Annotated in this window: 34 protein-coding genes and 1 tRNA gene; 23 read left to right on the top strand and 12 right to left on the bottom strand. The window is 53.3% G+C overall.

The genetic code is table 11. The features are described from left to right. A partial coding sequence (locus Q0711_RS01115) for a hypothetical protein (RefSeq protein WP_299041332.1) occupies nucleotides 1-232 on the top strand: 232 nt, incomplete at its 5' end. Between the two features lie 652 nt (nucleotides 233-884). Here Q0711_RS01115 and Q0711_RS01110 read toward each other — a convergent pair. Next, nucleotides 885-1,448, bottom strand: coding sequence for a hypothetical protein (locus Q0711_RS01110; RefSeq protein WP_299041330.1), 564 nt, complete (start codon nucleotides 1,446-1,448; stop codon nucleotides 885-887). A gap of 277 nt (nucleotides 1,449-1,725) precedes the next feature. After that, the gene (locus Q0711_RS01105; RefSeq protein WP_298618072.1) at nucleotides 1,726-2,244 is read right to left on the bottom strand and encodes a hypothetical protein; all 519 of its coding nucleotides are present in this window, start codon (nucleotides 2,242-2,244) and stop codon (nucleotides 1,726-1,728) included. Nucleotides 2,245-2,328: 84 nt separating this feature from the next. Between Q0711_RS01105 and Q0711_RS01100 the strand changes: the two genes are divergently transcribed. The 9 genes from Q0711_RS01100 to Q0711_RS01060 all read left to right on the top strand — a co-directional run bounded on the left by Q0711_RS01100 (nucleotide 2,329) and on the right by Q0711_RS01060 (nucleotide 9,959). Further along, nucleotides 2,329-3,384: a thiamine phosphate synthase gene (locus Q0711_RS01100; RefSeq protein ID WP_298977355.1), complete on the top strand. Its 1,056-nt coding sequence runs from the start codon at nucleotides 2,329-2,331 to the stop codon at nucleotides 3,382-3,384. Then, nucleotides 3,381-4,571 (top strand): class I SAM-dependent methyltransferase, encoded by a 1,191-nt coding sequence (locus tag Q0711_RS01095; protein WP_298614371.1) that lies wholly within the window; start codon nucleotides 3,381-3,383, stop codon nucleotides 4,569-4,571. The genes Q0711_RS01100 and Q0711_RS01095 overlap by 4 nt, the downstream gene beginning before the upstream one ends. Beyond that, a complete protein-coding gene (locus tag Q0711_RS01090; protein WP_298614369.1) occupies nucleotides 4,568-5,509 on the top strand; it encodes a folate-binding protein in 942 nt (313 codons plus the stop codon). Before Q0711_RS01095 ends, Q0711_RS01090 begins: the two co-directional genes overlap by 4 nt. Before the next feature lie 73 nt (nucleotides 5,510-5,582). Continuing rightward, complete coding sequence (locus tag Q0711_RS01085) at nucleotides 5,583-5,993, top strand: hypothetical protein (RefSeq protein WP_298614367.1); 411 nt, start codon at nucleotides 5,583-5,585, stop codon at nucleotides 5,991-5,993. Continuing rightward, nucleotides 5,977-7,326: a gluconeogenesis factor YvcK family protein gene (locus Q0711_RS01080; protein ID WP_366142451.1), complete on the top strand. Its 1,350-nt coding sequence runs from the start codon at nucleotides 5,977-5,979 to the stop codon at nucleotides 7,324-7,326. Before Q0711_RS01085 ends, Q0711_RS01080 begins: the two co-directional genes overlap by 17 nt. A gap of 65 nt (nucleotides 7,327-7,391) precedes the next feature. Next, entirely contained in the window at nucleotides 7,392-7,982 is a 591-nt protein-coding gene (locus Q0711_RS01075) for a DUF3177 family protein (RefSeq protein WP_298614365.1), read from the top strand. 9 nt (nucleotides 7,983-7,991) lie between these two features. Continuing rightward, the gene (locus Q0711_RS01070) at nucleotides 7,992-8,648 is read left to right on the top strand and encodes a class I SAM-dependent methyltransferase (RefSeq protein WP_298614363.1); all 657 of its coding nucleotides are present in this window, start codon (nucleotides 7,992-7,994) and stop codon (nucleotides 8,646-8,648) included. Next, nucleotides 8,648-9,208 carry a 2'-5' RNA ligase family protein gene (locus Q0711_RS01065; RefSeq protein WP_298614361.1) on the top strand — a complete coding sequence of 187 codons (561 nt, stop codon included), beginning with the start codon at nucleotides 8,648-8,650 and terminating at the stop codon, nucleotides 9,206-9,208. The genes Q0711_RS01070 and Q0711_RS01065 overlap by 1 nt, the downstream gene beginning before the upstream one ends. 391 nt (nucleotides 9,209-9,599) lie before the next feature. Further along, nucleotides 9,600-9,959: a PadR family transcriptional regulator gene (locus Q0711_RS01060; RefSeq protein WP_298614359.1), complete on the top strand. Its 360-nt coding sequence runs from the start codon at nucleotides 9,600-9,602 to the stop codon at nucleotides 9,957-9,959. 1 nt (nucleotide 9,960) lies between these two features. Here Q0711_RS01060 and Q0711_RS01055 read toward each other — a convergent pair whose 3' ends face one another. Then, nucleotides 9,961-10,668 (bottom strand): uracil-DNA glycosylase, encoded by a 708-nt coding sequence (locus Q0711_RS01055; RefSeq protein WP_298614357.1) that lies wholly within the window; start codon nucleotides 10,666-10,668, stop codon nucleotides 9,961-9,963. Between the two features lie 441 nt (nucleotides 10,669-11,109). Here Q0711_RS01055 and Q0711_RS01050 point away from each other — a divergent pair, with 441 nt between their 5' ends. The 11 genes from Q0711_RS01050 to psbZ all read left to right on the top strand — a co-directional run bounded on the left by Q0711_RS01050 (nucleotide 11,110) and on the right by psbZ (nucleotide 18,557). Next, nucleotides 11,110-11,628 carry a phycocyanin subunit beta gene (locus tag Q0711_RS01050; RefSeq protein WP_298614355.1) on the top strand — a complete coding sequence of 173 codons (519 nt, stop codon included), beginning with the start codon at nucleotides 11,110-11,112 and terminating at the stop codon, nucleotides 11,626-11,628. Nucleotides 11,629-11,696: 68 nt separating this feature from the next. Further along, entirely contained in the window at nucleotides 11,697-12,185 is a 489-nt protein-coding gene (gene cpcA, locus Q0711_RS01045) for a phycocyanin subunit alpha (RefSeq protein ID WP_299041327.1), read from the top strand. Nucleotides 12,186-12,299: 114 nt separating this feature from the next. Further along, nucleotides 12,300-13,163, top strand: coding sequence for a phycobilisome linker polypeptide (locus Q0711_RS01040; RefSeq protein WP_298614351.1), 864 nt, complete (start codon nucleotides 12,300-12,302; stop codon nucleotides 13,161-13,163). Nucleotides 13,164-13,205: 42 nt separating this feature from the next. Beyond that, nucleotides 13,206-13,442, top strand: coding sequence for a phycobilisome linker polypeptide (locus Q0711_RS01035; RefSeq protein ID WP_149818199.1), 237 nt, complete (start codon nucleotides 13,206-13,208; stop codon nucleotides 13,440-13,442). A 6-nt stretch (nucleotides 13,443-13,448) separates the two neighbouring features. Next, entirely contained in the window at nucleotides 13,449-14,279 is an 831-nt protein-coding gene (locus Q0711_RS01030; RefSeq protein WP_366519073.1) for a HEAT repeat domain-containing protein, read from the top strand. Continuing rightward, complete coding sequence (locus Q0711_RS01025) at nucleotides 14,276-14,917, top strand: HEAT repeat domain-containing protein (protein WP_298614346.1); 642 nt, start codon at nucleotides 14,276-14,278, stop codon at nucleotides 14,915-14,917. The genes Q0711_RS01030 and Q0711_RS01025 overlap by 4 nt, the downstream gene beginning before the upstream one ends. 15 nt (nucleotides 14,918-14,932) lie before the next feature. Next, nucleotides 14,933-15,766, top strand: a complete 834-nt coding sequence (locus Q0711_RS01020) for a phycobilisome rod-core linker polypeptide (protein ID WP_298614344.1) — start codon at nucleotides 14,933-14,935, stop codon at nucleotides 15,764-15,766. A gap of 3 nt (nucleotides 15,767-15,769) precedes the next feature. Continuing rightward, on the top strand, nucleotides 15,770-16,510 hold the full coding sequence (locus tag Q0711_RS01015) for a phycobilisome rod-core linker polypeptide (protein WP_298614343.1): 741 nt from the start codon (nucleotides 15,770-15,772) through the stop codon (nucleotides 16,508-16,510). Nucleotides 16,511-16,552: 42 nt separating this feature from the next. Then, nucleotides 16,553-17,308 (top strand): phycobilisome rod-core linker polypeptide, encoded by a 756-nt coding sequence (locus tag Q0711_RS01010; RefSeq protein WP_298614341.1) that lies wholly within the window; start codon nucleotides 16,553-16,555, stop codon nucleotides 17,306-17,308. 117 nt (nucleotides 17,309-17,425) lie between these two features. Then, entirely contained in the window at nucleotides 17,426-18,280 is an 855-nt protein-coding gene (locus Q0711_RS01005; RefSeq protein WP_298614339.1) for a M23 family metallopeptidase, read from the top strand. Nucleotides 18,281-18,368: 88 nt separating this feature from the next. Then, the gene (gene psbZ / locus Q0711_RS01000; RefSeq protein WP_298614337.1) at nucleotides 18,369-18,557 is read left to right on the top strand and encodes a photosystem II reaction center protein PsbZ; all 189 of its coding nucleotides are present in this window, start codon (nucleotides 18,369-18,371) and stop codon (nucleotides 18,555-18,557) included. Here psbZ and Q0711_RS00995 read toward each other — a convergent pair. From Q0711_RS00995 to Q0711_RS00970, 6 genes are all read right to left on the bottom strand, one after another. Next, nucleotides 18,554-19,330, bottom strand: a complete 777-nt coding sequence (locus tag Q0711_RS00995; protein ID WP_366142462.1) for an RNA methyltransferase — start codon at nucleotides 19,328-19,330, stop codon at nucleotides 18,554-18,556. The genes psbZ and Q0711_RS00995 overlap by 4 nt on opposite strands. Next, complete coding sequence (locus Q0711_RS00990) at nucleotides 19,330-19,530, bottom strand: hypothetical protein (RefSeq protein ID WP_298614333.1); 201 nt, start codon at nucleotides 19,528-19,530, stop codon at nucleotides 19,330-19,332. The genes Q0711_RS00995 and Q0711_RS00990 overlap by 1 nt, the downstream gene beginning before the upstream one ends. Next, nucleotides 19,494-19,619, bottom strand: coding sequence for a hypothetical protein (locus Q0711_RS00985; RefSeq protein WP_298614331.1), 126 nt, complete (start codon nucleotides 19,617-19,619; stop codon nucleotides 19,494-19,496). The genes Q0711_RS00990 and Q0711_RS00985 overlap by 37 nt, the downstream gene beginning before the upstream one ends. 191 nt (nucleotides 19,620-19,810) lie before the next feature. Then, nucleotides 19,811-20,278: a CAAD domain-containing protein gene (locus tag Q0711_RS00980; RefSeq protein ID WP_298614329.1), complete on the bottom strand. Its 468-nt coding sequence runs from the start codon at nucleotides 20,276-20,278 to the stop codon at nucleotides 19,811-19,813. Nucleotides 20,279-20,689: 411 nt separating this feature from the next. Then, on the bottom strand, nucleotides 20,690-20,932 hold the full coding sequence (locus tag Q0711_RS00975; protein ID WP_298614327.1) for a hypothetical protein: 243 nt from the start codon (nucleotides 20,930-20,932) through the stop codon (nucleotides 20,690-20,692). Nucleotides 20,933-20,945: 13 nt separating this feature from the next. Beyond that, nucleotides 20,946-21,173 carry a hypothetical protein gene (locus tag Q0711_RS00970; protein WP_298614324.1) on the bottom strand — a complete coding sequence of 76 codons (228 nt, stop codon included), beginning with the start codon at nucleotides 21,171-21,173 and terminating at the stop codon, nucleotides 20,946-20,948. A 264-nt stretch (nucleotides 21,174-21,437) separates the two neighbouring features. Between Q0711_RS00970 and ffh the strand changes: the two genes are divergently transcribed. After that, the gene (gene ffh, locus Q0711_RS00965) at nucleotides 21,438-22,847 is read left to right on the top strand and encodes a signal recognition particle protein (RefSeq protein ID WP_298614322.1); all 1,410 of its coding nucleotides are present in this window, start codon (nucleotides 21,438-21,440) and stop codon (nucleotides 22,845-22,847) included. 12 nt (nucleotides 22,848-22,859) lie between these two features. Here the strand turns inward: ffh and Q0711_RS00960 are convergent, their stop codons facing one another. The 3 genes from Q0711_RS00960 to Q0711_RS00950 all read right to left on the bottom strand — a co-directional run bounded on the left by Q0711_RS00960 (nucleotide 22,860) and on the right by Q0711_RS00950 (nucleotide 25,594). Next, a complete protein-coding gene (locus Q0711_RS00960) occupies nucleotides 22,860-24,449 on the bottom strand; it encodes a glycoside hydrolase family 57 protein (RefSeq protein ID WP_298614315.1) in 1,590 nt (529 codons plus the stop codon). Nucleotides 24,450-24,589: 140 nt separating this feature from the next. Continuing rightward, complete coding sequence (locus Q0711_RS00955; protein ID WP_299041334.1) at nucleotides 24,590-25,522, bottom strand: cobalamin-binding protein; 933 nt, start codon at nucleotides 25,520-25,522, stop codon at nucleotides 24,590-24,592. Then, nucleotides 25,522-25,594: transfer RNA gene (locus Q0711_RS00950), tRNA-Phe, on the bottom strand. Before Q0711_RS00950 ends, Q0711_RS00955 begins: the two co-directional genes overlap by 1 nt. A 174-nt stretch (nucleotides 25,595-25,768) precedes the next feature. Here Q0711_RS00950 and Q0711_RS00945 point away from each other — a divergent pair. Next, complete coding sequence (locus Q0711_RS00945) at nucleotides 25,769-26,779, top strand: TOBE-like domain-containing protein (RefSeq protein WP_298614313.1); 1,011 nt, start codon at nucleotides 25,769-25,771, stop codon at nucleotides 26,777-26,779. Nucleotides 26,780-26,897 lie beyond the last annotated feature (118 nt).

Raw genomic sequence — 26,897 nt, 5'->3', positions numbered from 1 at the left:
GAACATCTTCGCAAGGATGGAGCGCGATATGCTCAACCCGTTACTCAATGTCCTTGTTAAAAAACAGAAAATCGAGGAAGCCAGGGAGGCGTTTGCAAAATACTACAATCTCAAGAATCCCAAGAAAACGAACTGGCCGTCGCTCAAGAGAAAACTCCGCGAACTAACCGGCTTAACACCCTATCACGTTACAGAACACTTCATTCGCTGGGCCTACGTCTACCTCGGTTAAATTTCACATCATACCAAGAAGAGACGAAAGGATCACTCTCTCTATTTCAAAGAGAGTGTAGTCCATTTGATGAATAGAGATGGTAAGAAGTAAGGGAATGTGGCGTAAAGAAAAAAGGGGGTCAGAGATCATGCTGGGTAGAGAAATCGGTTGAAATTCATCAGTTAAATTATCTTTGAGGGGAGCTAAGTGATTTATAATTCTGCAAAAGAACCGACCGTATGAAAATGTAATCACGGAGTATAAGGCCATTTCGTAATCAGAGGGAATATTTTCCCATAAAAAGAAATTCAAACTTCTTAGGGAGCAATCTAAATCTAGGACGACAAATATCATTAAGCCTAGTCCTTCAAAGGTAAGTAATTGCAAACCGTGGCTCTGAAAAGGCATTGGTGCACGGAGAATAGGTGCACCAAAGATTACATTTTCCAAGTGCCGATTATTCTGAGCCAGATCATTAAATAAGATCAAAGTGCGCTTATCCAATCGAGACAGTGAAAAGGGATAGATAGAGATAGGTGGAAGATTAAAGTTATTGATAATAAAATATCCTTGCTCAGAAGTATTTAAGATTCTATGGAGAACTTTTCGGGACTTAGAGCGGGGGCGAAAAATAGACAAACGCAACGAGGATAAAATCTTAGAAATAAGACTATTGATCTTGTGAGGAACATTCCATACGGAGATTACTTAGTATTTGCTGATACTGTCTTAAACCAGACTCGCTTACATTGTCCAGAAAAAGCAAAGAACGAATGCCATCGTAAATCGCACCTACAACTGCATCAGGGAAAATACGACTAAACGCCTCGATTGCTTTATTAGGCAAGCGATATGGGCTCCTGATTTCAACCAACTCATTAATATTTGAACGGGAAAAAGGAGACAAAACATTTGAAACGAAATTGGGGGGATTTCCAATGTACTGAAAGGCATTGAGAGACCTCAAAGCATCACAAAAAGCTTCCTTCGTCTGTGAAGGTGAAGCAACATCGCCAATATATTGTTTTTGATGTGAGGGTTCAAAAATATCATATATTGTACCGTTTATATTTATCTTGGAAGTTGGCTTCCTTACAAGGTGTTTATACTCCATAACCTCATTTAGATCGGCTTTAATGATTTCCACCGCTTCATATATAGGTAAAGCTAAAATTTCATTGCGTTCTTTATTCATTAAAGAAGTCAGTAAAAATACAAAGTCAGTTTTTAACAAAGAAATACGATTCTCGAGGGCAGGTAGTCGAGTAAAGACCAAATGAAAAACCTGAGCTAGTCAACCGAATTAGCACCTTCAACAATAGCATCACAGATTAGACGCATATCGCGATGGCGTCTCTTCAGCCAGCTGCTCCTGTGGCCATTGCTCCTAACTTTCCAAGCGTATGAAAAATTGACTGTTCTAGCAGGGGGTTCACTTTCTTGACGGGAGGAGGCGTCAGGAATATAACCTTTAGCCCCCTTCGCGATATTCCCAATTGGCCTAGAGGACTTTAGGGGAGACGTTGAATTTCAGCGCGGAAGCCATTGACCTCCATAAAGGCGCGCATTTTGCTGGCATTGGTCTCGTTTTGGAAACTGCCCACTTGCAGAGCACGGCGTTGGCCGAGGGTAACGGGTATCACGTCGGGGACGAGCGATCGCAGGCGCTCTTGGTTGGCCAGATCGTCCTCTCGCAAATCAAGTACAATTACCCGAAATCGCGTTCTGGGGGTGACAGGTGCCGGCGTTCCCCCCTCTGCTTCAGAAACCTGCGGCGGTGGCGGCAGTTGGTTCACGGCTGGGTTATTGCCCACAAATCCCATTGGAATGGGTATGCCTGGAACCGGCAATCGTTCGAGGGAGTTGTCAAGTCGCTGAGGCCGCGGGCTGGGAATTGGCGCGGTACTCACCTCTGGCGGGGGTACGGGGATGGGAGTCGGTTCTGCCGCCAATACGGGCGTCCCCCAACCCATTAGGATCAAACATAGGGGATTCAACCACGGCTGGCAGTGAATGCGGAAACGACTCATCAGGGACTTCATTGCTCTATCAACAATGCCGATGAACGATAAACAAAACTATGCTGATTTTTTTCTGGGGAGATCGGACGTCCTATGCAAAATTTAGCTCCCGGCTTTGAGGGGCAACGCATTCGGCGAATTCTGGATGCCAACCTTGACCGTGCCCGCGAAGGTCTGCGGGTGATCGAGGAATGGTGCCGCTTTGGCTGCGAAGAGGTTGCCCTGAGTGCCGAATGTAAAGATCTGCGCCAAACCCTCAGCCGCTACCATACCCCAGAGTTGCGGGCGGCACGACAAACGGATCAGGATCCGGGGACGGCTTTGAGTCATCCGCAGGAGCGCGATCGCCAGACCCTCAGCGAGGTGCTCACCGCTAATTTTGCCCGCGTCCAAGAAGCGCTGCGGGTAATTGAGGAATACGCTAAATTAACCAATACTGAGCTGAGTGAAACCGCCAAGGCGCTGCGCTATCGCGTTTATATTCTGGAGCAAGCTCTGAGGCTCAGCCCGCGCCATGCTCGGCTGCGGCAACTACAGCAGGCAAAACTTTACCTTGTCACTTCCCCCGGCGATCGCCTGTTGGCAGTGGTTGAAGCAGCTCTCAAGGGTGGATTGCCCCTTGTGCAGTATCGGGACAAGACCAGCGATGATGCCACTCGCTTGACTACGGCTCGTCAATTGCAGGCCCTCTGCCAGCGTTATGGGGCGCTGTTTTTAGTAAACGATCGCGTGGATATTGCCGTCGGTGCCAATGCCGATGGGGTGCACCTCGGACAGACAGATATTCCCATGGAACTCGCTCGGCAAATTTTAGGGCGCGATCGCCTGGTGGGACGCTCGACCACCAATCCCCAAGAACTGGAGCGGGCGATTGCCGAAGGCGCTGACTACGTCGGTGTAGGACCGATTTTTGCCACTCCCACCAAACCCGGCAAAGCGGCTGTTGGCTTTGACTATCTCCAGTACGCCCGCAAACACGCGCCGATGCCCCAGTTTGCCATTGGGGGAATTGACCTGAGTAACATTGATGACGTTATTCAAGCAGGGGCAACTCAGGTGGCCGTTGTCCGCGCCATTATGGAAGCGGCTGACCCAGAAGCCACCACCCGCGAGTTCTTACGACGCTTATCTCAAAGGGAGCAATCATGACCTCGGCGGCTGAAATTACCGCTGCTGTGCGGCAACTGTACAATACCTACCCCTTTCCCCCAGCACCCCTGCTCGATGAACCGCCACCGGGGTACAACTGGCGCTGGTCTTGGCCGGCAGCCTATAGCTTTTGCACAGGACGCTATCCCTCCCGATTGGACGTGGCCATCCTCGATGCCGGCTGCGGCACCGGTGTGGGAACAGAGTACCTAGCCCACTTGAATCCGCAGGCAAGGATTACTGCTTTAGATGTCAGTGAAGGTGCTTTGGAAATTGCCCAGGAACGCTGCCGCCGCTCCGGCGCTACCAACGTGCAATTTCACCACCTGAGTTTAGAGGATGTGGCTCAATTGGGGCAGGCGTTTCAGATGATTAACTGCGTCGGCGTACTGCACCACCTGCCAGACCCCCAGCGGGGGATTCAAGCGCTGGCCAATGTTCTTGCCCCCGGTGGTATTTTGCATATCTTTGTCTATGGGGAACGCGGTCGCTGGGAAATTAAGCTGATGCAGCAGGCTATTGCCCTCCTTTTGGGGCGCGATCGCCACAACTATCGCCAAGGGGTGGCCATTGGTCGGCAGCTCTTTGCTGCATTGCCCGCGAATAATCGTCTGAAAAAGCGCGAGCAGGAACGCTGGAGCCTTGACAATCAGCGGGATGAATGCTTTGCCGATATGTATGTGCACCCCCAAGAAATTGACTACACGATCGCCAGCCTCTTTGAGCTGATTGCTGCCTCTGGCTTGGAGTTTGTTGGCTTTTCCAATCCCCAAGTCTGGCGGCTGGAGCGATTGTTGGGCACTCAGCCGGAACTGTTGCAACGGGCACAGCAATTGACCCCCATTCAGCAGTATCAGCTCATTGAATGCCTTGACCCTGAGGCAATGACTCACTTTGAGTTCTTCTTGGCCAAGCCGCCGCTGCCCCGTCACGATTGGTCCGACGATGCCGGACTCTTGGCTGCCCTGCCGTGGCGCCACCCCTGCTTGGAGGGTTGGCCGGGAGCCTGCGTCTTCAACTGCCACTATGAGGTGATTCACCTCACGCCTGCTGAGCAGCAATTTCTAACCGATGCGACGGGTCAAAAAACCGTGGCTGAGTTATTAGCTGAGCAACCGGAGTTGAATCTTGCGGCGGTGCGATCGCTCCTTGAGCGGGACTTACTTCTTTTGGGAGTAAAAGAATGACAGATCTTCTGGAAACGGTCTCTACAGGTGGTGCAGTCTATGATTGCAGTCATTGGGGACGCCTACGCCTCACGGGGCGCGATCGCCTGAAGTTTTTGCACAATCAAAGCTCCAATAACTGCCTTGTCTTGCAACCCGGCCAAGGGGCTGACACCGTTTTCCTGACCTCGACCGCTCGCACCCTTGATCTTGCCACCCTCCTTGTTCATCAAGAGTGGGTGGATCTCTTGGTATCTCCGCAGCGCCGCGAGTTTCTCCTGAAATGGTTTGATAAGTACATCTTCTTTGGGGACGATGTTCAGGTGAGCGATCGCACCGCTGAGAGCCACTGCTATCGGGTTTTTGGGGATGCCGCTGAAAAAATTACTGCCCAGTTTGGCCTAGGCGCATTGGCCAATGCCTATGATCACGTCACTATTAGCCACGAAGGTGCTCCCCTAACCCTTGCGGCCACCAGTGGCCTCGTCATTCCCGGTTTGACCCTTTGGAGCGATCGCCCCCTTGCCAATTTACTCGATCCCTATCCCCAACTTACTGATGCCGACTGGGAGCACCTGCGCATTCGTCAGGGTCGCCCCGCTGCCGATGCCGAACTGACAGAAGAGTACAACCCCCTCGAAGCGCGGCTGGGGCACACCATTTCTTTTAACAAGGGCTGTTATATTGGCCAGGAAACAATTGCTCGCCTAAAGACCTATCAAGGCGTCAAACAATATCTTTGGGGTCTGGAATTAAGTGCGGCAGTCACCCCACCTACCCCCCTACTCTTGGAGGGTGAAAAAGTGGGGCTGCTCACGAGTTGTACCTCCCTCAAGCGGGGAGCTTTTGGCCTCGGCTATGTGCGCACCAAAGTGGGCGGTGTGGGGTTAACGCTGCATACGCCAGAGAAGGTCGCTGCCCAAGTCGTGGAGGTGCCATTCTTAAAAAGTGTTGCCTAAAAATGCTCTCGCCAGAGAATGCTATAATCCAATCGGTTTGTGCAGACATCAACTGAGCAGGGGAAGGAGGCCTATGGCCACGGCACAGGTGCTAGCATTCATGCAAAAGACCGCGGAGGATGCCAAACTGCGGGACGAATTGGAAAACCTTCTGGGGGTAGGCGATGGCAACATTAGTGGGGCTGCCGAACTGGATGCCGAAGAATTAGCAGCGCTGCGGGGAGAAATGGCGCCGAAAGTGGTGGATTTTGCCAGTCAGCATGGCTTTGAATTTTCCACTGAGGAACTAGTGCAGGTGATAGACTCCTTTGCTCAACATCAGGCAGGGGAAATGAGTGATGATGAATTTTCAGAAATTCTAGGCGTTCCTGTCAATAGGGAGCACGCTGAACACAAAAAACGGATAGCTAACCCCCTCCGGCGTCTTGCTCGCTATCTCAGCAAAACCTATTTGGGTATCGATCCGGATGAGGAGAGCGAATAAGGCTCAACAACTCTCAGCAAAGCTGCGTCCGGCACGTCGGAAAATCCGTCTGTGGTCTCAATGGCTTCTCCCTGGGCTACTGGTCAAACGATGGCTGCTCATCAGTGCGGTGGGTGTCTTGCTAGCCAGCCTTGGCTTTGCCATTAGCATTAACCTCACCCCGATTTTCTACTTTTTGCAATTTCTGGAGCAGTTTCTCCAGAGTGTGGCTCGTTTTGTACCGAGTTATGTCAGTGGCCCCTTGCTCCTCTTTGGGGGCTTAGCACTTATTGCTTGGGGGTATGCCCGTACTCTGGGTTCGATTACAGAAGTCCTCCTGCCAGAGGACGATAAAACCCTTGTGGAGCGACTCCTTATCCATCGGCGCTTGGGGCGAGGACCGAAAATTGTTGCCATTGGTGGTGGGACGGGGCTGTCAACGCTCCTACGCGGACTGAAGCTCTATAGTTCCAATATCACTGCCATTGTAACAATGGCCGACGATGGCGGCTCCTCTGGACGACTGCGGCGGGAAATTGGGGTGCTGCCGCCGGGGGATATTCGCAACTGCTTGGCAGCCCTAGCAGATGAAGAGAAAATCGTCACCGAGCTTTTTCAGTACCGCTTTGAAGCCGGAGACGGCTTGGCCGGGCACAGCTTTGGCAATTTATTCCTGACGGCCATGACGAATATCACAGGTGATCTGGAGCAGGCGATCGCCACCAGTTCAGCGGTCTTGGCTATTCGCGGTCAGGTGCTACCAGCCACGCTGACGGATATGACCCTGTGGGCACGCCTAGCCGATGGTCGCTTGATTCACGGGGAATCAAACATTACGGCCGCCCGCGGCAAAATTGTAGAAATTGGCTGCTCGCCCCCTGCCCCCAAAGCTTTGCCGCGAGCCATTCAAGCCCTGCGCGAAGCCGACTACATTATCCTTGGCCCTGGTAGCCTCTACACCAGTATTATTCCCAATCTCTTGGTGCCTGAAATTGCCCAAGCCCTGGCGGAGCGCCAATGCCCCTGTGTCTATGTCTGCAACATTATGACGCAGCCGGGGGAGACCGAGGGCTATACCGTCAGTGATCATGTGCGCGCTCTCGATGCTGTGACGGGCGATCGCCTGTTTGATGCGGTGCTGGTGCAAAAATATCCCCCCAGTGCTGCTCACCTTGAACGCTATGCGCAGCAGGGCAGTGCACCTGTGGCCATTGATCGCGAGGAACTTGCCCGCCAAAACTGCCGCCTAATCTTAGCCGATGTGATGGATGAATCCACACCCACAGTGCGCCATGATTCCCGAAAGTTAGCGGCCATTCTCATGCGTTGGTATGAGCGGGTGCGATCCCTTTAGTGCCTTGTGCCCTGTGAAGGCAATCCCTAATAATAGAACCGTTGCCCTTGGGTGAGTGGCCTGTCATGTCCTTGGAACTTTTGCGATCGCTGGTGTGGATGGACTACCGCCTTGCAGTCCTCTTTACGGTGGTCATTCCCTTGATCCTGCTCCTGTGGTCAACGGCTAAAAACGTGCCGGCCATTACTCAACTGCTGATTATCTACTGGCGGGTGTCCAGCCTCTTGGCGATTACGGTGTATTTGATGATGCCGCAGTGGCCAGTAGCCTATGTCACAGGATTCATGGCTTTGGTCCTGATTCCCATTAGCCTCTGGTTTTGGGTCGATCTCAATGAGGAAATTAGCGATCGCCAAGACCTCCTAGGTCAAGTCTTTAGTAGTTGGCGCTGGGCAATCACGCTCTACTGTGTCCTTGCCGCCCTAGGTCAGACCTTTTATCTACACTGTGCGTTTGTGGCGGGTGCCGTTCAGACCCCCAGTTGCCAAGTCTGGCTAGAGCCACCCCTGATGTTCAAGGAGATTTTTCACCCCCAAGCCCGCGCCGGTACCCTTGGCTTCTTTGCAGCGGTTGGCCTTGTAATTTACATGCTCTATTTGAGCTACTTTGTCTTTGTGCGCTTACCCAAGCAGGGGCGATCGGCCACAGGTCTATAGGCACTCTCTATGACTCTGCAACGTATCTTAGAACCGGAAGTCATGGAGACGCCAGAAACGGCTGCTGCCTACGACGCAATGGATTTTACTGCTGTCAATATCGCCTTCTGTGAAGATCTAGCCGCCGTTTTACCCAATGTTGAGCAACCCCTCCAGGTTTTGGATGTGGGAACGGGGACAGGGCGGATTCTACAAGTGTTGCACCAACGCTATCCCCATTGGCAACTGACGGGAATTGATCTCAGTCCGGCTATGCTGGCGATCGCGCGGCACCATAGTCCCCAATTGCGCTTTATTCAAGGGGATGCCAAAGCCCTGCCCTTTGCTGCCGCAAGTTTTGATGTGGTGATCAGCAATAGCCTTATCCATCACTTAGCCAATCCTCAACCTGCCTTGGCAGAAATGCTGCGGGTGCTGCGTCCCCAAGGAACCCTCTTTATCCGTGATCTGTGTCGTCCAAACACAGGGGCTGACCTGCAAGCCCTCGTTGACCAGTATGCTGGTCAGGACACCCCTGAACAGCGGCAACTCTTTGCCGCTTCCCTCCATGCGGCGCTAACTTTGATGGAAATGAGTAATGTTGTGAGAACATTGCCGCAACTGCCGCGGCAGTGGCAAGTGACGCTCACCTCCGATCGCCATTGGACAATGGTGGCTCAACGCTAATGAAGCGGCGGCATTACTTTATTGCTTTGTTGCCCGATGCCAAAATTCAGGAGCAGGTGACCCGTCTCAAGCAGTATTGTTGCGATCGCTACCAGAGCCAAGCGGCACTGCGCTCTCCCCCCCATGTCACCCTCTATCCCCCCTTTTGGTGGCCAGATGCAGGGGTAGGAGATCTTGAGCAAGCCCTAGAAGCCTTTTCCCATCAAGCCGCTCCGGTGGAATTGATCCTTGACGGCTTTGCCGCCTTTCCTCCCCGCGTCATTTATATTCACGTGGCACCGACTCCGGCGCTCAAGACCCTACAAGCGGATCTCGTCAAAGCAGTAGCGCAGCCCCTGAACCTCCCCCCCACGCAACGGCACCCCTTTACCCCCCACATGACAATTGCCTTTCGGGACTTAACCAAGGAAAACTTTCACCATGCTTGGGCAGACTTTCAAGAACAATCCTTTGCTGCCCGCTGTTGGGTATCTCACCTAACACTGCTGGTGCACAATGGCCGACGCTGGCAGATTCATCGTGAATTTTTGTTAAGAAATCTTGCTCACGATTGCCCTTAAGATCAATCTGCAACAAGTCCATGACTTGATTTTTGCTAACTGCGGACTCTATGATGCAAAGAACACTTTTCTCTCAAACTTCCTAAAATCAGAAGTACAGCCCTTTTCACAAAAATGACACACGCTCAACATCGTGAAAGCCCATAGGGGAGAGAATTCTCTTTCCTTTCTCTACCCGATATTTAAGAAAAGGGCTGCAAGACAAGATTGGAGTCTTGGTAGCGATAAATACTTAGTGACTTTCATGCGCAATATGAGGCCAGAGGAAAGTACTGACATTAAGGGGGGAGTCCTTGTGTTTCCCAGCGTTTGGAGCAACAGAGCTGCATCCAAATCCTCTGATAATCTGAAGAGCTTTCGGGGACAGTAGTCCATTGCTGAGGATAAGGTTATGAAACTAGAAGATATCTACACCTTTTTCCGCCAGCCACCGCCAGTTTACCTGAGCAAGGAAGTTGCCGTGTGCTATGTGCTCTATACCCTTGTGGAAAAGGGGGATTCCTATGGCACGGCGCTGATCCAAGCCATTGAAAACGAGTATCCCCTGTATCGCCTTTCCGATACAGTTCTTTACAGTGCCCTCAAATTCCTAGAGGATGAGGGGATTATTGGCGGTTATTGGAAGAAGGTGGAAGGTCGCGGTCGGCCGCGGCGAATGTACCACATTATTAATGAGAAGGAGCAGCAGGCGCGGGAACTTTCGGAACTTTGGCTGCGCTATCTACAGGAACATCCCCCCCGTCAGGAGTAATCTAAGAATCGAGTTGGCGGAGGCGATCGCGCACCGCTTGGATATCCTGCCAGGTTAACCACTTAGGGCTGCCCGGCTCCCGTGAGTTATTGCGCAATAGATACGCCGGGTGGAAAATGGGCATACACCAGCGTCCTTGCCATTCAATCCACTGGCCCCGAATTTTAGTAATTCCCCGATTATCTTTCAGTAAGCCAGATACAGCCGTGGCCCCCGCCAGCAGAATAATGCGGGGATTCACCAAGCGAATCTGCTCCAGTAAATAGGGCAAACAGGCTGCTGCTTCAACTGGTGTTGGGACGCGGTTGCCGGGGGGACGGCACTTCACAATGTTGCAAATATAGGCATCCCGTTCACTGTCCAGATTGACCGAAGCAAGGATTTTATCGAGGAGTTGCCCCGCCTTGCCCACAAAGGGGCGGCCGGTTTCGTCCTCTGACTGGCCAGGGCCTTCACCAATAATCATCAGCTTGGCGGTAGGATTGCCACGGCTAATCACCACATGGGTACGGGTGGTTGCTAGGCCACAGCGCTGACACTGCTGACAATGCGCCGCCAGTGCTTCCAAGTCACGGTAGGTCCCGGCAGGGATAGGCACCTCGGCGCGCAGGGGAATTTGATCGTAGGTGGCAGCATCGAGGGGCGTTGCTGGCGCAGATTCTGCCTCTGGGGGAGTGTCAAATAAGCTAAATTGCAACGGTTCACTCATGGGGATCGTCACTTCCTGAGAATAATGTTAAAGAAACTTCACAAAACTTAGGAAAAACTTAGGATAAATCGCACTAATTTTATGGCGATCGCCAGAACCTTAATTTATCTCACAAAAGTATTTTACAAATTAATAACTACGGCGAAACAGGTTTCCCACCGCATTGTATAAGAAATAGCGGAAGGGTTTAACAACACTGCTGTTGTTTCCTAGACTCCTTTGCGGAACAACCCATCAGTGACCGTTAGACCTTTCCGGCACGCCCAAGAGCGTTGCGCGTCTGTTAAAAACACACCAAGGATCAGCTTGGTCGCTCTCAGGTTGCTTGGCACAGCCTTTAGGGAGTTGCCGATCAGCCCCCTAAGAATCCTGCCTCATCTCTGGGGTTAGGAATGTCAAGAAGGTCTCACTTCTTTAACAAACTTTAAGGAGAATTGATCCATGCTAGATGCATTTGCCAAAGTTGTCGCTCAGGCCGATGCCCGCGGTGAATTCCTCACCAACGCCCAGTTCGATGCCCTGTCCAACTTGGTGAAAGAAGGCAATAAGCGTCTGGATGCCGTTAACCGCATCACCAGCAATGCCTCCACAATTGTTACCAACGCTGCTCGTGCCCTGTTTGCAGAGCAACCCCAACTGATCCAACCCGGTGGGAACGCTTACACCAACCGTCGCATGGCTGCTTGCTTGCGCGATATGGAAATCATCTTGCGCTATGTGACCTACGCCATTTTGGCGGGTGACTCCAGCGTGCTCGATGATCGCTGCTTGAACGGTCTGCGCGAAACCTACCAAGCCCTCGGTACGCCCGGTTCCTCCGTGGCGGTGGCCATTCAAAAAATGAAAGAGGCGGCGATCGCGATCGCCAATGATCCCAACGGCATCACCCCTGGCGATTGCAGCGCCCTAATGTCCGAAATTGCTGGCTACTTTGACCGTGCCGCTGCCGCTGTTGCCTAACACACCTTTGACATTCTTTAACTTTGACCGTTCTGAACACGCACACTTTTTAGGGAGATACTTTATCCATGAGAACGCCGATTACTGAAGCCATTGCCGCCGCCGATACCCAAGGTCGTTTCCTGAGCAACACCGAACTGCAAGCGGTTGACGGTCGCTTCAAGCGCGCTGTGGCCAGCCTGGAAGCCGCTCGCGCCCTGACCAACAATGCTCAGAGCCTGATTGACGGCGCAGCTCAAGCGGTGTACCAAAAATTCCCCTACACCACCACTATGCAAGGCCCTCAGTATGCCTCGACCCCCGAAGGCAAAGCCAAGTGCGCCCGTGACATTGGCTACTACCTGCGGATGGTGACCTACTGCCTCGTTGCGGGGGGCACCGGTCCGATGGATGAGTACCTCATTGCTGGCTTGTCGGAAATCAACAGCACGTTTGATCTTTCCCCAAGCTGGTACATCGAGGCTCTGAAATACATCAAAGCCAATCATGGCTTGACCGGCCAAGCTGCGGTGGAAGCCAACGCCTACATCGACTACGCCATTAACGCCCTCAGCTAATAGGCGTTTCCTTTTGTTGCCCGGTGAGGTAAGCAGATGTTGTCGGCGTTGGGCTGACCCTTTGTTTACAACACCGGGCTTGTTTGTACCCTTGATATTTTAGGAGTTTGTACCGTGGCTATTACTGCTGCTGCTTCGCGCTTGGGTACCTCCGCCTTCAGTGATGCTCCGCGAGTGGAGCTGCGTGCCAACTGGAGCGAGGAAGATCTAGAGACGGTCATCCGTGCCGTTTACCGTCAGGTCTTAGGCAATGACTACATCATGGCATCGGAGCGTTTGGTGAGTGCGGAGTCACTGTTGCGCAATGGCAAAATTACCGTGCGGGAATTTGTGCGCGCAGTGGCCAAGTCGGAACTCTACAAAGAGAAGTTTCTCTACGGCAATTTTCAAACCCGTGTCATTGAACTGAACTATAAGCATTTGTTGGGGCGGGCACCCTACGATGAGTCGGAAGTGATCTTTCACCTAGATCTATATGAAAATGAGGGTTTTGATGCCGACATCGACTCCTACATTGATTCCCCTGAGTACACCAATAGCTTTGGGGATTGGGTAGTGCCCTACTATCGTGGCTTTAATACCCAGCCGGGGCAAAAAACCGTTGGCTTTAACCGCATGTTTCGTCTCTATCGCGGCTATGCCAATAGCGATCGCGCCCAAGCAGAAGGCAGGATGTCCCGCCTAGCACGGGATTTGGCCACCAACCGTCCCAATACAGTGGTGCCGCCTTCGAGTAGCGATACTGCCTTTGCCTACTACACCCCCAGTGCCGATGTTCCCCCACGGGCTTGCTTGGGTGGTTCCTTTGGTGAAAGTGGCCGCGTCTATCGCATTGAAGTGGCGGGCATTCGCCAACCGGGCTATCCGGGGGTGCGCCGCAGCAGTACCGCTTTCTTGGTGCCCTATGAGCAACTGTCGAGCAAAATGCAGCAGCTTCAGCGCACAGGTGCTCGCATTATCAGTGTCAATCCTGCCTAGAAATTTTGCTTAGCGTTCTTTTGAGATTGGGAGTCAGGTGTCATGTTTGGTCAAACTGCGTCTGGAAGTGCTGCCCTTAGTCCCTCCGGCGCTCGCGTTTTCCGCTACGAGGTTGTGGGTCTGCGTCAAAACGAAGAAACCGACAAAATGGGGTTTCCAATTCGCCGCAGCGGTAGTACTTTTATTACGGTGCCCTACAACCGCATGAATGAAGAGATGCAGCGCATTACCCGCATGGGGGGCAAAATCGTTTCCATTACCCCAGTGGTTGCCTCGTAAGTATTGATGTCGGGAGAGGGAATGACGGCGGTCTCCGAACCGGTACAGCTTACAGTGCCCCAAATGCTGGCACAGCTTCAGGGGACAGATCCCGGTCTCCGCTACTACGCGGCATGGTGGTTGGGAAAGTTTGGTTTGGAAACGGCAACGGCAGCAGAGCGGCAGGCCATTGTCAATGCCTTGATTGGGGCTTTGGCCGATGAGGCCGATCGCACGGAATTGGGGGGATACCCCCTGCGGCGAAATGCAGCCCGTGCCTTGGGCAGGTTGGGCGATCGCCAAGCCGTCCCTGCCTTAATTGAGTGCTTGCACTGCGAGGATTTTTATGTCCGTGAAGCCGCGGCCATTGCTCTTGGTCAACTGGGAGATCCCCGAGCGATCGCGCCCCTGCAAGCGCTCCTAGAAGGTGGTGTAGCCATGGCGCGGCCAGTGCCCGGTCGCCCTCATCTGGTGCAGCCGGTGGAAGCTGTGATGGAAAGCTTGGGTCAGCTCGGTGCCACCGAAGCAATTCCCCTGATCGAGCCGTTCCTGACCCATGAGATGCCGCGAGTGCAATTGGCCACTGCACGGGCACTTTTTCAACTGACGGGAGCAGCGGAATATGGCGATCGCCTCTTGGCAGCGCTCGAAAGTGAGGATGTGCAACTGCGGCGGACAGCGCTTCTCGATCTGGGAGCAATGGGGTATCTGCCCGCAGCAGAGGCCATTTTGCAGGCGGGTGTTGAGGCCAGCTTTAAGCTCATTGCCCTCCACGGCATCCTCAGCAAGCAACTACATCAGGCTGCCCCGGCGGAACAGACCCTCTCCCTTTTTCAAGGATTGGATCAACTGCTGTGAGTAATCTCCTTGCCTATATCCATGCCGTTGAGACGGCCTCCTCTGCCTCGGCGCTTCGCGAGGCTGTGATTCAGCTTGCCCAACAGAAAGACACCGCTGCCATTCCGACGCTGATTGCCGTTTTGGGGTACAACAACCCCGCCGCTGCCCAAGCTGCTGTGGAAGGCCTCATTGCCCTTGGGGATGCCGTGGTCGAGCCACTGCTGGCCCAGTTGGATGGCTACAACTACGGTGCCCGTGCCTATGGGGTGCGTGTCTTGGGAAGTATTGGTCATCCCGCCGCCCTGCGGGTCTTATTGGCTGCTGCGCAGTCGGATTTTGCCCCCAGTGTTCGCCGTGCGGCGACCAAGGCCCTGGGAACGCTGCGCTGGCAGTTAATTCCTGAGGAGACGGCAAGAGAGGCTCAATTAAGGGAAGCACTCACGGTTCTTCAGCGCAACAGTGAAGCAGCGGATTGGGCAGTTCGCTATGCTGTGGGCGTTGCCCTTGACCACTTATATCAGCAGGCGGCTGCCCGTGCTCTTCGGGAGGCTGTGTGTTCACTCCTGAAGCACTTGGGCGATCGCGACCCCGACATTGTGGTGCGTTCCCGTTGTCAGCTTGCCCTCCAGAGGGACTATCTGTCCATGCACATCTAAAAGGATTGGAAAGTTATGTCGTTACCCTTGCTGGCTGTGAAGCCCAGAACCCTTGACCAGCGGGTGGTCAGTTATGAAGTCCCCGCCGAGGATGATCCGGTCATCTACCGCCTCACCGATGCCACCGATGCCGCAGACGTGGATGCCTTAATTTGGGCAGCCTATCGCCAAATTTTTAGTGAGCACCTGATTTTGGCCTCCTACCGCCAGCCTTTCCTAGAATCCCAACTGCGCAACCGTGCCATTTCCGTTCGGGATTTCATCCGTGGCTTGGGTAAGTCAGCGGTCTATCGAGAGCAAGTAGCGGCAGTCAATTCCAACTACCGCCTTGTGGATCTCTCCTTTAAGCGCTTCCTTGGCCGCCCCACCTATGGTCGGCAAGAGCAGATTGCGTGGTCAATTATTTTAGCCACCCGTGGCCTAGAAGGATTTATTGATGCCCTTGTGGACAGCGAAGAGTACCAGCAAAACTTTGGTGCCGACATTGTCCCCTACCAACGGCGGCGGCGCATGGCGCGTCCTTTTAACCTTGTTAATCCCCGCTACAGCGACTACTGGCGCAACAAGGAAATGTCCCTCAGTGGCCGTTCTTACTATCAGGTGCGCTACTACGCCACAGGGCCACTCGACAAGCAAATTATCCGAGGGGCGATTCCGGCCAATTTCCTCTCTATGGCGCGTTCAATTGTGGTGCCGACACTTGAGACTCAACGCTATGTGGCACGGGCTACCTCAAGCTTGGTGAAGGTGCCTAACACAGCCCAAGAGCGGGATTTGCCACCTACCCCCGTCAAACCTGTGCCTGTTGCCTTGCCCTACCGTTATTTACCCTCTCAACCAAAGGTGTAAGCCATGACGATTCCCTTGCTGAGCTATCCCCCCAGTTCCCAAAATCAACGGGTACCGGGCTATGAGGTTCCCAATGAAGAAACCCCTTGGCGCTATTCCTTAGAGGATGCAGTGGATCAGTCGGATATTGATGAACTGATTTGGGCTGCCTATCGCCAAGTGTTCAGCGAACATGTTGTCCTCAAAAGTACCCGCCAGCCCCATTTGGAGTCACAACTGGCCAACCGTACTATTTCGGTGCGGGATTTTATTCGCGGCTTGGCCAAATCGGAGACGTTCCGCCGCTTGGTGGTGGAGACCAACTCCAACTATCGCCTCGTGGAAATCGCCCTGAAGCGGCTCCTTGGGCGGGCGCCCTACAATAAACAAGAAGAACTGGCGTGGTCTATTCGCATTGCCACCGATGGTTGGCAGAAATTTGTGGATACCCTTGTGGACAGTGACGAATATACGCAAAATTTTGGCGATAACACCGTGCCCTACCAGCGGCGCCGGTATAAGGATCGCCCCTTTAACCTAGTGACGCCTCGCTATAGTGACTACTGGCGCGATAAGTTAGAAAGCAGCCGCTACAAGTGGGGCGACATTCGCAATTTCTTGGAGATGGCACGGTCGGTCAAGGTGACACCGCTGCAATTCAAGCCGGTGTCCACCGCCAATGTGCAAATCCCCGATATGACTCGGCGCGATCGCCCGCAGGTGCCCGTTTCAATTAACCCCACAGCCCCCTTTCCGCTGCGCTAGCTATTCTAGCTGTTGTTTCACTCTTTAACTTGGGAGAGATCCATGGACTTACCTCTACTCGCCTACAAGCCCACGACTCAAAACCACCGCGTCGCTAGTTTTGGCATTGCCGATCAAAACGAAGATACCCCCTATATCTATCGTCTTGAGGATGCGACTTCCTACCCGGAAATCCGCGAGGTGATCTGGGCCTGCTATCGGCAGGTCTTCAGTGAGCACGCCACCTTAGCCTTTAATCGTCAGGTCACCCTAGAGTCCCAATTGGTGAATCGGGTGATTACCGTGCGGGACTTTATTCGCGGTCTGGCAAAATCGGAGCGCTTCTACAATACGGTAGTGGCGGTGAACGACAACTACCGCTTGGTGGATGTCTGTCTGCGGCGTTTCTTGGGGCGCAGTGCCTACAACAACGAGGAAAAAATTGCCTGGTCAATTAAGATCGGCACCCTTGGCTTCCATGGTTTTGTGGATGCCCTCCTCGACAGTGAGGAATACACCAATGCTTTTGGGGACTTTACGGTGCCCTACCAGCGCAAGCGGATGGAGGGGCGTCCCTTTAACCTTGTGACACCGCGCTATGGCTTTGAATATCGCGACAAAGTAGGCACCACCAAGACCGATTGGCGGTTTACCTTGGAGAAGTTCTACGATCGCAAGTTCCAAGAGCGGCGACTGCCGGAGGGCGACCCGCGCAAATACCGCGATTTGGCAGCAGCGATCGCACCCAAGGCGCGCTATGCTCAACAATTGCGCGCAGCTGATATTGACTACTTAGCGAAAGTGCCCCGCCGCCGTTAAGGTGTCTTAAAATCAGGGGCTAGTGGTACAGCCGTCGGCAAATTGACTGGCGGCTTTCTTAAGTGAACTTCTTGGAACACTGCCCCCTATTCTTGGGTCTCATTGGCTGCTAAAACTATGCGCGATCGCCTCCTGCCTTGGCTGGTACCCGCCATCGTCACCCTCACTGTTGTGCCCGCCAGTAGTCAGGTCACCATTCCCCTCACGGTTACTGTGAGTCCCGATCGCGCTACTTTGGGAGATACGCTCGCCATTGTGGTCAACGCTGCAGAGCAGCCGACTGTCGAGGTAGCCGGCAAAGCCCTGCCGGTATTTTCCATTGGCCCACAGCAATGGCGGGCTTTTGTGGCCACAACACCGCTCCAGCCAGCGGGTCGCCGTTCATTGGTGGTTCGGGCAGGAAATGAAACCCGCAATATGTTCCTGTGGGTGGGCGATCGCTCGTTTCCTGTGCAACGCATTTGGCTGCCGCCGGGCAAAGATTCCTCAGGAACCGATTTTGAATTTGATCGGGTGGAGGCCTTTAAGGCTTTGGTTACGCCTGAAAAACTCTGGCGAGGTGCCTTTCGTCGCCCCAACAGTGGGCCTGTGACCACACCCTACGGCGTGCGGCGCTATTACAACGGCGTTTTTGCCAGGGATTACTTCCACCGCGGCGTTGACTATGCAGGGCCAAAGGGATCACCTGTAGTGGCCGCTCAGCGAGGACGTGTAGCCTTAGTGGGGCGAGAATCCCAAGGGTTTCTCATCCACGGCAACACCGTGGGTATTGATCACGGACAAGGGGTGCTGACGATTTACCTGCACCTTGATCAAATTCGCGTTCAAGAGGGACAGATGGTGGAGGCAGGGCAAGTCATTGGCACTGTGGGCAATACGGGTGCCTCCACAGGGCCGCATCTCCACTGGGGACTCTATGTCAATGGCGAGTGCGTCGATCCGCGATCGTGGCTAGATCAGGGCTGGCAGTAGTTTAGGGTCAAGAAATGGGAGATAATGCTACTTCAGAGGTAGCCACTTCGCTACTATTGCCGCTGATAAGATTTGGGAGTTAGCAACAATGACGATTCTGTTTCAACTGGCTCTTGCTGCCCTTGTCATCCTGTCCTTTGTGATGGTGGTGGGTGTGCCAGTGGCCTTTGCCTCGCCCCAAGACTGGGATCGCTCAAAGCAGTTAATTTTCCTTGGCTCCGGGCTATGGATTGCCCTGGTGCTGGTGGTGGGCGTTCTCAACTTCTTTGTGGTTTAGTCCAACCAGCGTTGACGATAGACTTCGTACAAGAGCACTGCTGTAGCGATCGCTACATTCAGGGATTCGACGTTTGGTTTCTGAGGAATCCGCACCGCAGTAAATGTAGTGTCATGGTAGGCCGGGGGCAGCCCTTGGCCCTCATTTCCCATGACGAGCAACGTGGGTTGACGAAAATCCGCTTGCCAGTAGATCAGCGGTGCGGTTGGGAGTGTGACGACAACTTGCCATCCTTGGGCTTGGTAGGCCTTGAGAGTTGCCAAGCCATCGGTAACGGTTTGCATGGGTAGGCGAAACCATTGGCCAGCACTGGCACGTAACACTTTTGGATGGGTGATGTCCACACAATCGGGAGTCAGCAATAGTCCCTCAACCCCCACTGCGGCAGCAGTACGAATAATCGTTCCCAAGTTACCGGGATCCTGAAGTGTCACTAAACACAGGCCTAACCCCTTTAGGGGCAATGTAGAGGAAGGAACATAGTTGACTACAGCTATCACGCCGTCGGGGGTTATTGTTGTACAAAGGGCGGCAAGCACTTCATCACTGACTTCAACGGCGCGATCGCTCCTGTGGAGAACCTGTTGCCAAAATGCTGAGGATTGCTTCGCTTGCCAAGACGCCGTGTAGCAAACCACTGAAAAACGGTAGCCGGCGGCTAGGGCTTCCTGTAGCAGGTGAGTGCCCTCCAAAAGCAAGTGCCCTTGGCGATATTTGCGGTGGTGCAGCTTGCGGATCGAGCGCACCAAGGGATTCTGCCGACTAGTAATGATCACTGCCCAATCCAGCGGTCAAGTAAACGTTCCAGATAGGGGGTTAAAAGGGCTGTTTGTGGCGCTTGGGCTTCAATTGCTGTCGCTGATTGAATGTAGGGACTAAGCACCAGCTCGTGCTGACAGTGCTGAATTAACTCCCCAAGGCCGGCGGGGATCACTTCTAGGTGAATTGAAGACCAATAACGCGATCGCCCCAACGGAATCCCTGCTGCGGACAGGTGGCACTTTTGGCAAGGGGAATTGCCTTCGGGGGGAGGCTAAACACATTGCTGTGCCAATGGAGCACCTTGACATCCTCCCCGGCCTGTTAGCTTGTGCCCACGCAGCGGTAGAGCGAGGCTTGCCGCGCACTAAGTCAAAGCTGGGAGCGACTCGTCTGCATCGAGATAACTAAACCACGGGCGATCGCCCACTGTGCAATGTACGCGGGAGTCTTAAAGGGCACGTGCTGGAGGTAGTGCAGCCGCATGAATTCCCTTAGGAAGAACTGCCGCTTTCACTTCCCAGGATGCGAGCTTTATACTCGTTGATCTTTTGACCCAATTCGCGGCGGCCTGACTCAAAGAGGACATAGCGATAGAGAAACCAGCACGTATAGCCAAAGCCCACCAGTTCACAGGTTGGTTCCAAGAGGGGAATAGCGTTCACCACCTCTAGAATAGCAACCGCCAGTGCCACAAAGGGAATGGTGGCAAGAATAATCAGCAGGGTGCGCAGGGGTTGCTTGTATTCCCCTAGAAATGCACTGACCTGATCGGGGAAGACGGTGAGGAGCCAGTAGAGTTTTTCCCGTGCCTGTTGCCACTGTTCATCCGTGAGACCACCTGCCTGGGGGGTTGTGGTCTGCTCCCGTTCCGCTAGGGGTGCTGGCGCCGGCGTTGGTTCAAAAATAGGCTTTTCCGTATGGGTGGTTTCTGTGGGGGGGGATGTCTCAAATTCATTCATGCGCTTAAATTCCTTCAATACCTCAGCAAGTTTAGGCTAAGTTCACCGATCAGCGTTGGCTAATAGCTAATAATTGTTTAACATAGGTGGTGCGTTACCGCTAGCATCCTATGTTTCCACAAGACAGCTCTACTCATTGAGTAACCAACTCTCCTTGCTCCCTCCCCTTGGGACGAATTCACCACCAATGAGCCACGCTACATTGCCATCCCCATCAGGCCACCAGGAGGGACATCAATCTCCTTGCCGTCCGGAATATATGTAAGTCCATATGGCAGCCCACGATTTCATCTCCCAGAAGGGTAGGCACGCGCGACAGCGAAAGGGTGGGCTAGGCAATAGGGATGTGGGTACAGTGGGCATTTGATCGCCATAGACATCGGCAATAAATGTATTCAGCGCCGCAATGCGTTACCTGAGACCCCGTTCAAGCGCTTGCCACTCTTGGGCTGGAATGACACGCGGCAGAATATCGAAGGGCATGACCCGCGCGGTACCTTCAGCGGCACCATAGACGGTAAATGTGGCGCCAATGTTAAATATCAACTGTTGAGGGGTTTTTGGCGGTATTGTAGCTCTCCCGCTAGGAGCAATCGCACCCCTTGTAAGAAGGGTTGAATAAAGGGTCATGGCCGTCCCTTGGCCAGAAACCATTCAGCGATCTCCTTCAGGGGTCTTGCTCTAGTGGAGTGGGCAACTCTGATACCGCCACTAAGTGAAATCCCATTTGACAGCGAAAGTGCTGACATCCCGCTTCGGCAGTACTCCCTAGGGGTGCCCCGCATCGGAGCTGACCCGCTTGCCAGCGGGGTTGACCTTGGCGATCGGCAAACAAGCAGGATTGACACACAGACTGTGACGGTAAAATCTGATTTTGGGTGAGGATCACCAGCATCGGACACCTCCCGCCGATCAGCGCCTTTAGTAGGCAGTCCCCATAGAACCTTATAGAAAAAAGCTTCTAGCCCTTATCTATTTATCTTACCGTGAAAGCCTAGGGGATACAGTTGACTTTCGGTGCTCACTTTGCCGGGGATTACAACTTACGGTTGTTTTCTTGAATCTGGTGCAAAGACTCTTTGTGAGGGACGGTTTGCTAGGATAGATCCCCTAAGATCAATTAATTTAATTACTATTGTTGCCCCTTGAGCTGTAATCCATGTTTGACGCCCTTGCTGAACGCCTTGAATCTGCTTGGAAAACCCTACGCGGTCAAGACAAAATTACGGAAAACAATATCCAAGAAGCTCTTAGGGAAGTGCGCCGTGCCCTATTGGAGGCCGATGTCAATCTCCAAGTTGCTAAAGACTTTATTGAAAATGTGCGTCAGCGGGCGATCGGCGCGGAGGTCATTGCCGGCGTTCGTCCCGATCAGCAATTTATCAAAATTGTTTACGATGCCCTCGTTGAGGTAATGGGGGAATCCCACAGTCCCCTTGCTCACGTAGAGCCGCCACCGACGATTATTCTTATGGCAGGTTTACAGGGAACGGGGAAGACCACAGCTACAGCAAAGCTCGCCCTGTACCTGCGCAAAGAACGGCGCAGCAGCCTTTTGGTGGCCACCGATGTTTATCGTCCCGCTGCCATTGACCAGTTGATCACCCTCGGTAAACAAATTGACGTACCCGTGTTCGAGCTGGGCACAGGAGTTAGCCCGGTGGAAATTGCCCGCCAAGGAGTGGCCAAGGCCAAAGAACTCGGTGTGGATACCGTGATTATTGACACGGCGGGGCGCCTGCAAATTGATGCCGAGATGATGGCAGAACTGGTTGCCATCAAGGAAGCGGTGCAACCCCACGAAATCCTCTTGGTGGTGGATGCAATGACCGGGCAAGAGGCAGCCAATCTCACCCGTGCCTTCCATGAGCAGGTGGGGATTACGGGCGCCATTCTTACCAAGCTAGACGGGGATACACGCGGCGGTGCCGCTCTTTCGGTGCGCCAAGTTTCCGGACAACCCATCAAGTTTATTGGGGTCGGTGAAAAAGTCGAGGCGCTCCAGCCTTTTTATCCGGATCGTTTGGCCTCTCGCATCTTAGGGATGGGGGATGTCCTTACCCTTGTGGAAAAAGCCCAAGAGGCAGTGGACTTGGCCGATGCCGAAAAAATGTCCCGCAAAATTCTCGAAGCCCAGTTTGACTTTGATGACTTTCTTAAACAACTGCGCCTACTTAAAAATATGGGTTCCCTTGCGGGAATTATGAAGCTCATTCCCGGCATGAACAAAATCTCAACGGAGCAACTCCAGCAGGGGGAAGTGCAACTCAAGCGGGCGGAAGCCATGATTAACTCCATGACCCGTGAAGAACGCCGTAATCCTGAACTTCTCGCTAGCTCCCCCAGTCGCCGTGAACGGGTTGCCAAAGGTTCGGGTTACCAAGTGGCCGATGTCACAAAGTTGGTCAGTGATTTCCAACGCATGCGATCGCTGATGCAGCAGATGGGTCAAGGGGGCTTTCCGGGAATGGGGATGCCGGGCATGAACCCAATGGGTCGTGGGGGACGCCCTCAGACGCCTAAAAAGGCCAAGAAACAAAAGAAACGCAAAGGCTTTGGCGTTCTTTAAGTATTGCCCTGACTACAAGGGGCGATAGACCCGATAGTTAATGTGCGGAAAGATATTGTCAATGGCTTCCACCTTTTCCAGCCAACCAGCATCAATCTTTCGTGCCTTGATGTCATCGTAGAGCTTGTGGAAGCGCATCAGGTGGCTACGGGTGCGGCGAACTGCATAGGGCACCATGGTGCCAGTGCGCATAATAAACGCCCAGTCTGAGGATTGGGCAAGCAGTAATTCCCGCGCTGCTTGGTTGAGGGCACGCCAACTCAGCTCATCCCACGGCTCTCCCTTGGCCAGTTCAATCATCCGCTCGGCAGCTTTGTGAAGGTGGGGATAAATCCAAGCGTTGGTCTCGTTGAGCCAGTATTCATGGAAGCCCTTGTAACCCCAACTAGACTGGGAAGGACGGCACACCTGCTGCGTGGGATGGGCACGGAGATAGTCTGCCAGGTGGATCATGGCAAAGGTGTCTTGGTCAAACCAAACTTTGCGGAAGAGAAAGTCCAGAAACCAAGGCCCTTCATACCACCAGTGGCCGTAGAGTTCAGCATCGTAGGGAGAGACGACAATCGGCGGACGCTGCATTAGGTGGTACAGGTAACGAATTTGGTTTTCGCGGTTAAACATGAAGTTGGCCGCGTGTTCGGCGGCTTTTTCCCGCGCCCAATAGGGGTCATAGAGTTGCTTATCCCCTAAACCAAGACCGCGCCCGGTAATTTTGTGGTACTTAATCCCGGTATTTTTGCGCTGGCCATTGGGCATGATGTAGGGCTTGATGTATTCGTACTCTGCTTCCCAACCCAAGTCCTTGTAGAACTCGCGATAGACGGGATCCCCCGGATAACCTACTTCCGAGGACCATACCTGCTGCGAGGATTCGTGATCGCGACCAAAGGCAGCAACCCCTGTCTCGGTAAAGATCGGGGCATAGGTGCCAAAGCGAGGGCGGGGACGGGCATGGAGAATACCGTGGCCATCGGTAATGAAATAGCGCAAACCAGCATCGGCAAGCATTCGCTCTAGGCCTTCGTAGTAGGCGCATTCCGGTAGCCAGATGCCCTTGGGCGGACGCCCAAAGGTTTGTTCATAGTGTTCACAGGCCACCTGTAGTTGTGCCCACACCGCTTGAGGGTACATTTTCATGAGGGGCAAGTAGCCGTGGGTGGCACCACAGGTAATGATTTCCAGGTTGTTGGTGTCTTGAAACTGCTTAAAGGCCTTGACAAGGTCGCGATCGTAGTTTTCCCACGTTTGCCGCACGCGGTTGAATTCTTGGGCATAGTGCTCGGCAAGGTAGCGGATGTGGCCATTGTGGGTATTGCGCTCTATCTCTAGCTCCGCCAGTTCCTCTAGTTTTGCCAAGTGCTGATCATAGCGTTCCTGCAGCAGGGGATCCCGCAGCATTGAAATCAACGGCGGTGTCATACTCATGGTGATTTTGAAGTCCACGCCGTCCCGCTTTAGCCCCTCGAACATCCAGATGAGGGGCACATAGGTTTCGGTAATCGCCTCAAACAGCCACTCTTCCTCTAAGACGTAGTCACTCTCGGGATGGCGGACAAAGGGGAGGTGAGCATGCAAAACCAGTGCTAAATAACCAATTGCCATAGGAAGTTTGCCTATTGATGTATTCGGGACAACGGCAGGGGATCAATGAGATCAGTTGAGTTTCCCCCATCTTAGGCGAAATAGCCAAATCTGCAACGGTAAATTTTTATCTTTTCTTCAGATTTATTATTTTTGATGGGCTATCCTGCCACAGCTAGGGCATATCGCTGCCAACCAATGCCCTGAAACTTCAGTTCTTGAGGTGGGTGGAGAATTTCCACAAGAATTTCAAGGGAATCCACTAGGCGCGGGCCGGGGCGATTAAAGTAGGCATTGCCATCCACAATGTACAGTTGACCGCTTTGCAGGGCACGCAATTGTTGCCACCGGGGAGAGGTGTGCACTGCTTGGTGGAGTTCTTGGCGGGTGCGCTCGAGGTCAAAGCCACAGGGCATGACAATGATCACCTCTGGATCGATCGCCAGCAGTGTTGACCAGTCAATATAGGGGGAATGTTTTCCCGCTGTCCCCAATACATTTTCACCCCCCGCTAGGGTAATCAATTCTGGAACCCAGTTGCCGCCGGTCATGAGGGGGTCAATCCATTCAATGGTGACCACCTGCCGCCGCGGGCGATCGCTCACCCATGCTTGACAGGCCTGAATTCTGGTGTGCAGTGACTCCAGGAGGGGGTCAGCAGAAACCCCAAGGGCAAGAGCAACTCGCCGAATATCCTGCCAAACATCCGCCAGGGAATGGGGTTGCAGTGAAATCAACTGGGGGGGTGGATCAAAGAGTTCGGCGATCGCCCGCTGTACATCCGCTAGGGTAACCGCACAGACATCGCATTGGTCTTGGGTAATGATATGGGTGGGCTGTAGGGATCGGAGAGTGGTCAGTTCCAACTCATAAATCCCCAGGGCTGATTGCAATAGGTCTTGCACCGCCTGTTCAATGGCCAAACTGGGCTGCTGTGCATCTAAGCGCGCTCGTGTACAAACCGGCAATGCCTTCACTTCGGGTGGATAGTCACATTCGTGGCTTCGCCCCACTAAAAACGGCAGGAGGCCCAGAGCGGCAACAATTTCCGTGGCACTTGGTAGTAGTGAAACAAGACGGGGCGAGCCTACAATGCCAGGAGCCAGAATCGAACTGGCGACACGAGGATTTTCAGTCCTCTGCTCTACCAACTGAGCTATCCCGGCTTGAAAGGGCTTCATGATCTTAGCAAGCGTCTAGGTGCTATGACAAGTCTCTCAGCAAATCAATTGTGGCACCCATGATGGATGGAGGAACTATTGACTAAGGCATAGGCAAAGACACAAGGCTGCAAAACTACGGTAATCTTATAGAGAAACCAGAGTATTGCTGGCAGTGCTATGGGCATTACCATTGAAAACGTTTCTAAGTCCTTTGGCTCTTTTCAAGCGGTCAAGCAGGTGGATTTGGATATTGCCAGTGGCTCTTTGGTGGCGCTGTTGGGGCCTTCGGGGTCTGGCAAATCAACCCTACTGCGGCTGATTGCGGGTTTAGAAATGCCCGACACTGGCCGGATTCTGCTCACGGGTAAGGACGCTACCTATCAAAGTGTTCAAGAGCGTAATATTGGTTTCGTCTTTCAGCACTATGCCCTTTTCAAGCACATGACGGTGCGCCAAAATATCGCCTTTGGCCTAGAGCTGCGCAAGGTGCCCCGTGCCAAGATTAAAGCCCGAGTTGAAGAACTGTTAGAGTTGGTTCAGTTGACTGGTTTGGGCGATCGCTACCCCTCCCAGCTATCGGGAGGACAGCGCCAGCGGGTGGCTCTTGCCCGTGCCCTTGCCGTAGAACCGAAGGTGCTGTTACTGGATGAGCCTTTTAGCGCCCTCGATGCCAAGGTGCGCAAGGAACTGCGCGCATGGCTACGGCATCTCCACGACGATGTCCATGTCACAACGGTATTCGTCACCCACGACCAAGAGGAAGCCATGGAAGTCGCCGATCAGATTGTGGTCATGAACAAAGGTCAGGTGGAGCAGGTGGGCACACCTGCTGAAATTTACGACCATCCCGCCAGCCCCTTTGTCATGAGCTTTATCGGTCCGGTGAACGTCCTGCGCTCCCGCGTCTTTCAAGAAACGGAAGGCACTCCCCCCCACTGCGATATCTTTCTGCGCCCCCGCGACATCATTATTGAGACCAGTCCCAATGGGAATACCGTCTCAGCCCGCATTCACCGCATCATCCACCTCGGCTGGGAAATCCAAGTGGAACTGCGCCTAGACGATGGGCAGGAATTGATGGCCCACCTATCGCGGGAGCGATTTGAGGAGCTTCGCCTTGAACCCCAACAGCAGGTCTTTATTAAGCCACGGGAAGCAAAATCGTTTCCCCTGTACTACAGCATTTAGGCACGAAAAACATCAGCTCATCCCTTGAACAAAAGTCGCTAAACTTGCTATGCTAACAAAGCGAAGCAATGGGGTGTCGCCAAGCGGTAAGGCAGCGGGTTTTGGTCCCGCCATTCGG

This window comes from uncultured Thermosynechococcus sp. (genome assembly GCF_937958135.1).
GTDB lineage: Bacteria > Cyanobacteriota > Cyanobacteriia > Thermosynechococcales > Thermosynechococcaceae > Thermosynechococcus.
This window is presented reverse-complemented; position numbering and strand designations above follow the sequence as displayed.

Coding starts and splice junctions, on each gene's coding strand:
- ffh (WP_298614322.1), top strand. CDS start 21,438: ATGTTTGACGCCCTTGCTGAACGCCTTGAATCTGCTTGGAAAACCCTA.
- Q0711_RS01010 (WP_298614341.1), top strand. CDS start 16,553: ATGGACTTACCTCTACTCGCCTACAAGCCCACGACTCAAAACCACCGC.
- Q0711_RS01060 (WP_298614359.1), top strand. CDS start 9,600: ATGAAACTAGAAGATATCTACACCTTTTTCCGCCAGCCACCGCCAGTT.
- Q0711_RS01035 (WP_149818199.1), top strand. CDS start 13,206: ATGTTTGGTCAAACTGCGTCTGGAAGTGCTGCCCTTAGTCCCTCCGGC.
- Q0711_RS00970 (WP_298614324.1), bottom strand. CDS start 21,173: ATGCTGGTGATCCTCACCCAAAATCAGATTTTACCGTCACAGTCTGTG.
- Q0711_RS01050 (WP_298614355.1), top strand. CDS start 11,110: ATGCTAGATGCATTTGCCAAAGTTGTCGCTCAGGCCGATGCCCGCGGT.
- Q0711_RS01030 (WP_366519073.1), top strand. CDS start 13,449: ATGTCGGGAGAGGGAATGACGGCGGTCTCCGAACCGGTACAGCTTACA.
- Q0711_RS01080 (WP_366142451.1), top strand. CDS start 5,977: ATGAGGAGAGCGAATAAGGCTCAACAACTCTCAGCAAAGCTGCGTCCG.
- psbZ (WP_298614337.1), top strand. CDS start 18,369: ATGACGATTCTGTTTCAACTGGCTCTTGCTGCCCTTGTCATCCTGTCC.
- Q0711_RS01105 (WP_298618072.1), bottom strand. CDS start 2,244: ATGAGTCGTTTCCGCATTCACTGCCAGCCGTGGTTGAATCCCCTATGT.
- Q0711_RS01070 (WP_298614363.1), top strand. CDS start 7,992: ATGACTCTGCAACGTATCTTAGAACCGGAAGTCATGGAGACGCCAGAA.
- Q0711_RS00980 (WP_298614329.1), bottom strand. CDS start 20,278: ATGAATGAATTTGAGACATCCCCCCCCACAGAAACCACCCATACGGAA.
- cpcA (WP_299041327.1), top strand. CDS start 11,697: ATGAGAACGCCGATTACTGAAGCCATTGCCGCCGCCGATACCCAAGGT.
- Q0711_RS01020 (WP_298614344.1), top strand. CDS start 14,933: ATGTCGTTACCCTTGCTGGCTGTGAAGCCCAGAACCCTTGACCAGCGG.
- Q0711_RS01085 (WP_298614367.1), top strand. CDS start 5,583: ATGGCCACGGCACAGGTGCTAGCATTCATGCAAAAGACCGCGGAGGAT.
- Q0711_RS01015 (WP_298614343.1), top strand. CDS start 15,770: ATGACGATTCCCTTGCTGAGCTATCCCCCCAGTTCCCAAAATCAACGG.
- Q0711_RS01065 (WP_298614361.1), top strand. CDS start 8,648: ATGAAGCGGCGGCATTACTTTATTGCTTTGTTGCCCGATGCCAAAATT.
- Q0711_RS01075 (WP_298614365.1), top strand. CDS start 7,392: ATGTCCTTGGAACTTTTGCGATCGCTGGTGTGGATGGACTACCGCCTT.
- Q0711_RS01090 (WP_298614369.1), top strand. CDS start 4,568: ATGACAGATCTTCTGGAAACGGTCTCTACAGGTGGTGCAGTCTATGAT.
- Q0711_RS00945 (WP_298614313.1), top strand. CDS start 25,769: ATGGGCATTACCATTGAAAACGTTTCTAAGTCCTTTGGCTCTTTTCAA.
- Q0711_RS00975 (WP_298614327.1), bottom strand. CDS start 20,932: ATGGTTTCTGGCCAAGGGACGGCCATGACCCTTTATTCAACCCTTCTT.
- Q0711_RS01055 (WP_298614357.1), bottom strand. CDS start 10,668: ATGAGTGAACCGTTGCAATTTAGCTTATTTGACACTCCCCCAGAGGCA.
- Q0711_RS01095 (WP_298614371.1), top strand. CDS start 3,381: ATGACCTCGGCGGCTGAAATTACCGCTGCTGTGCGGCAACTGTACAAT.
- Q0711_RS01005 (WP_298614339.1), top strand. CDS start 17,426: ATGCGCGATCGCCTCCTGCCTTGGCTGGTACCCGCCATCGTCACCCTC.
- Q0711_RS01100 (WP_298977355.1), top strand. CDS start 2,329: ATGCAAAATTTAGCTCCCGGCTTTGAGGGGCAACGCATTCGGCGAATT.
- Q0711_RS00960 (WP_298614315.1), bottom strand. CDS start 24,449: ATGGCAATTGGTTATTTAGCACTGGTTTTGCATGCTCACCTCCCCTTT.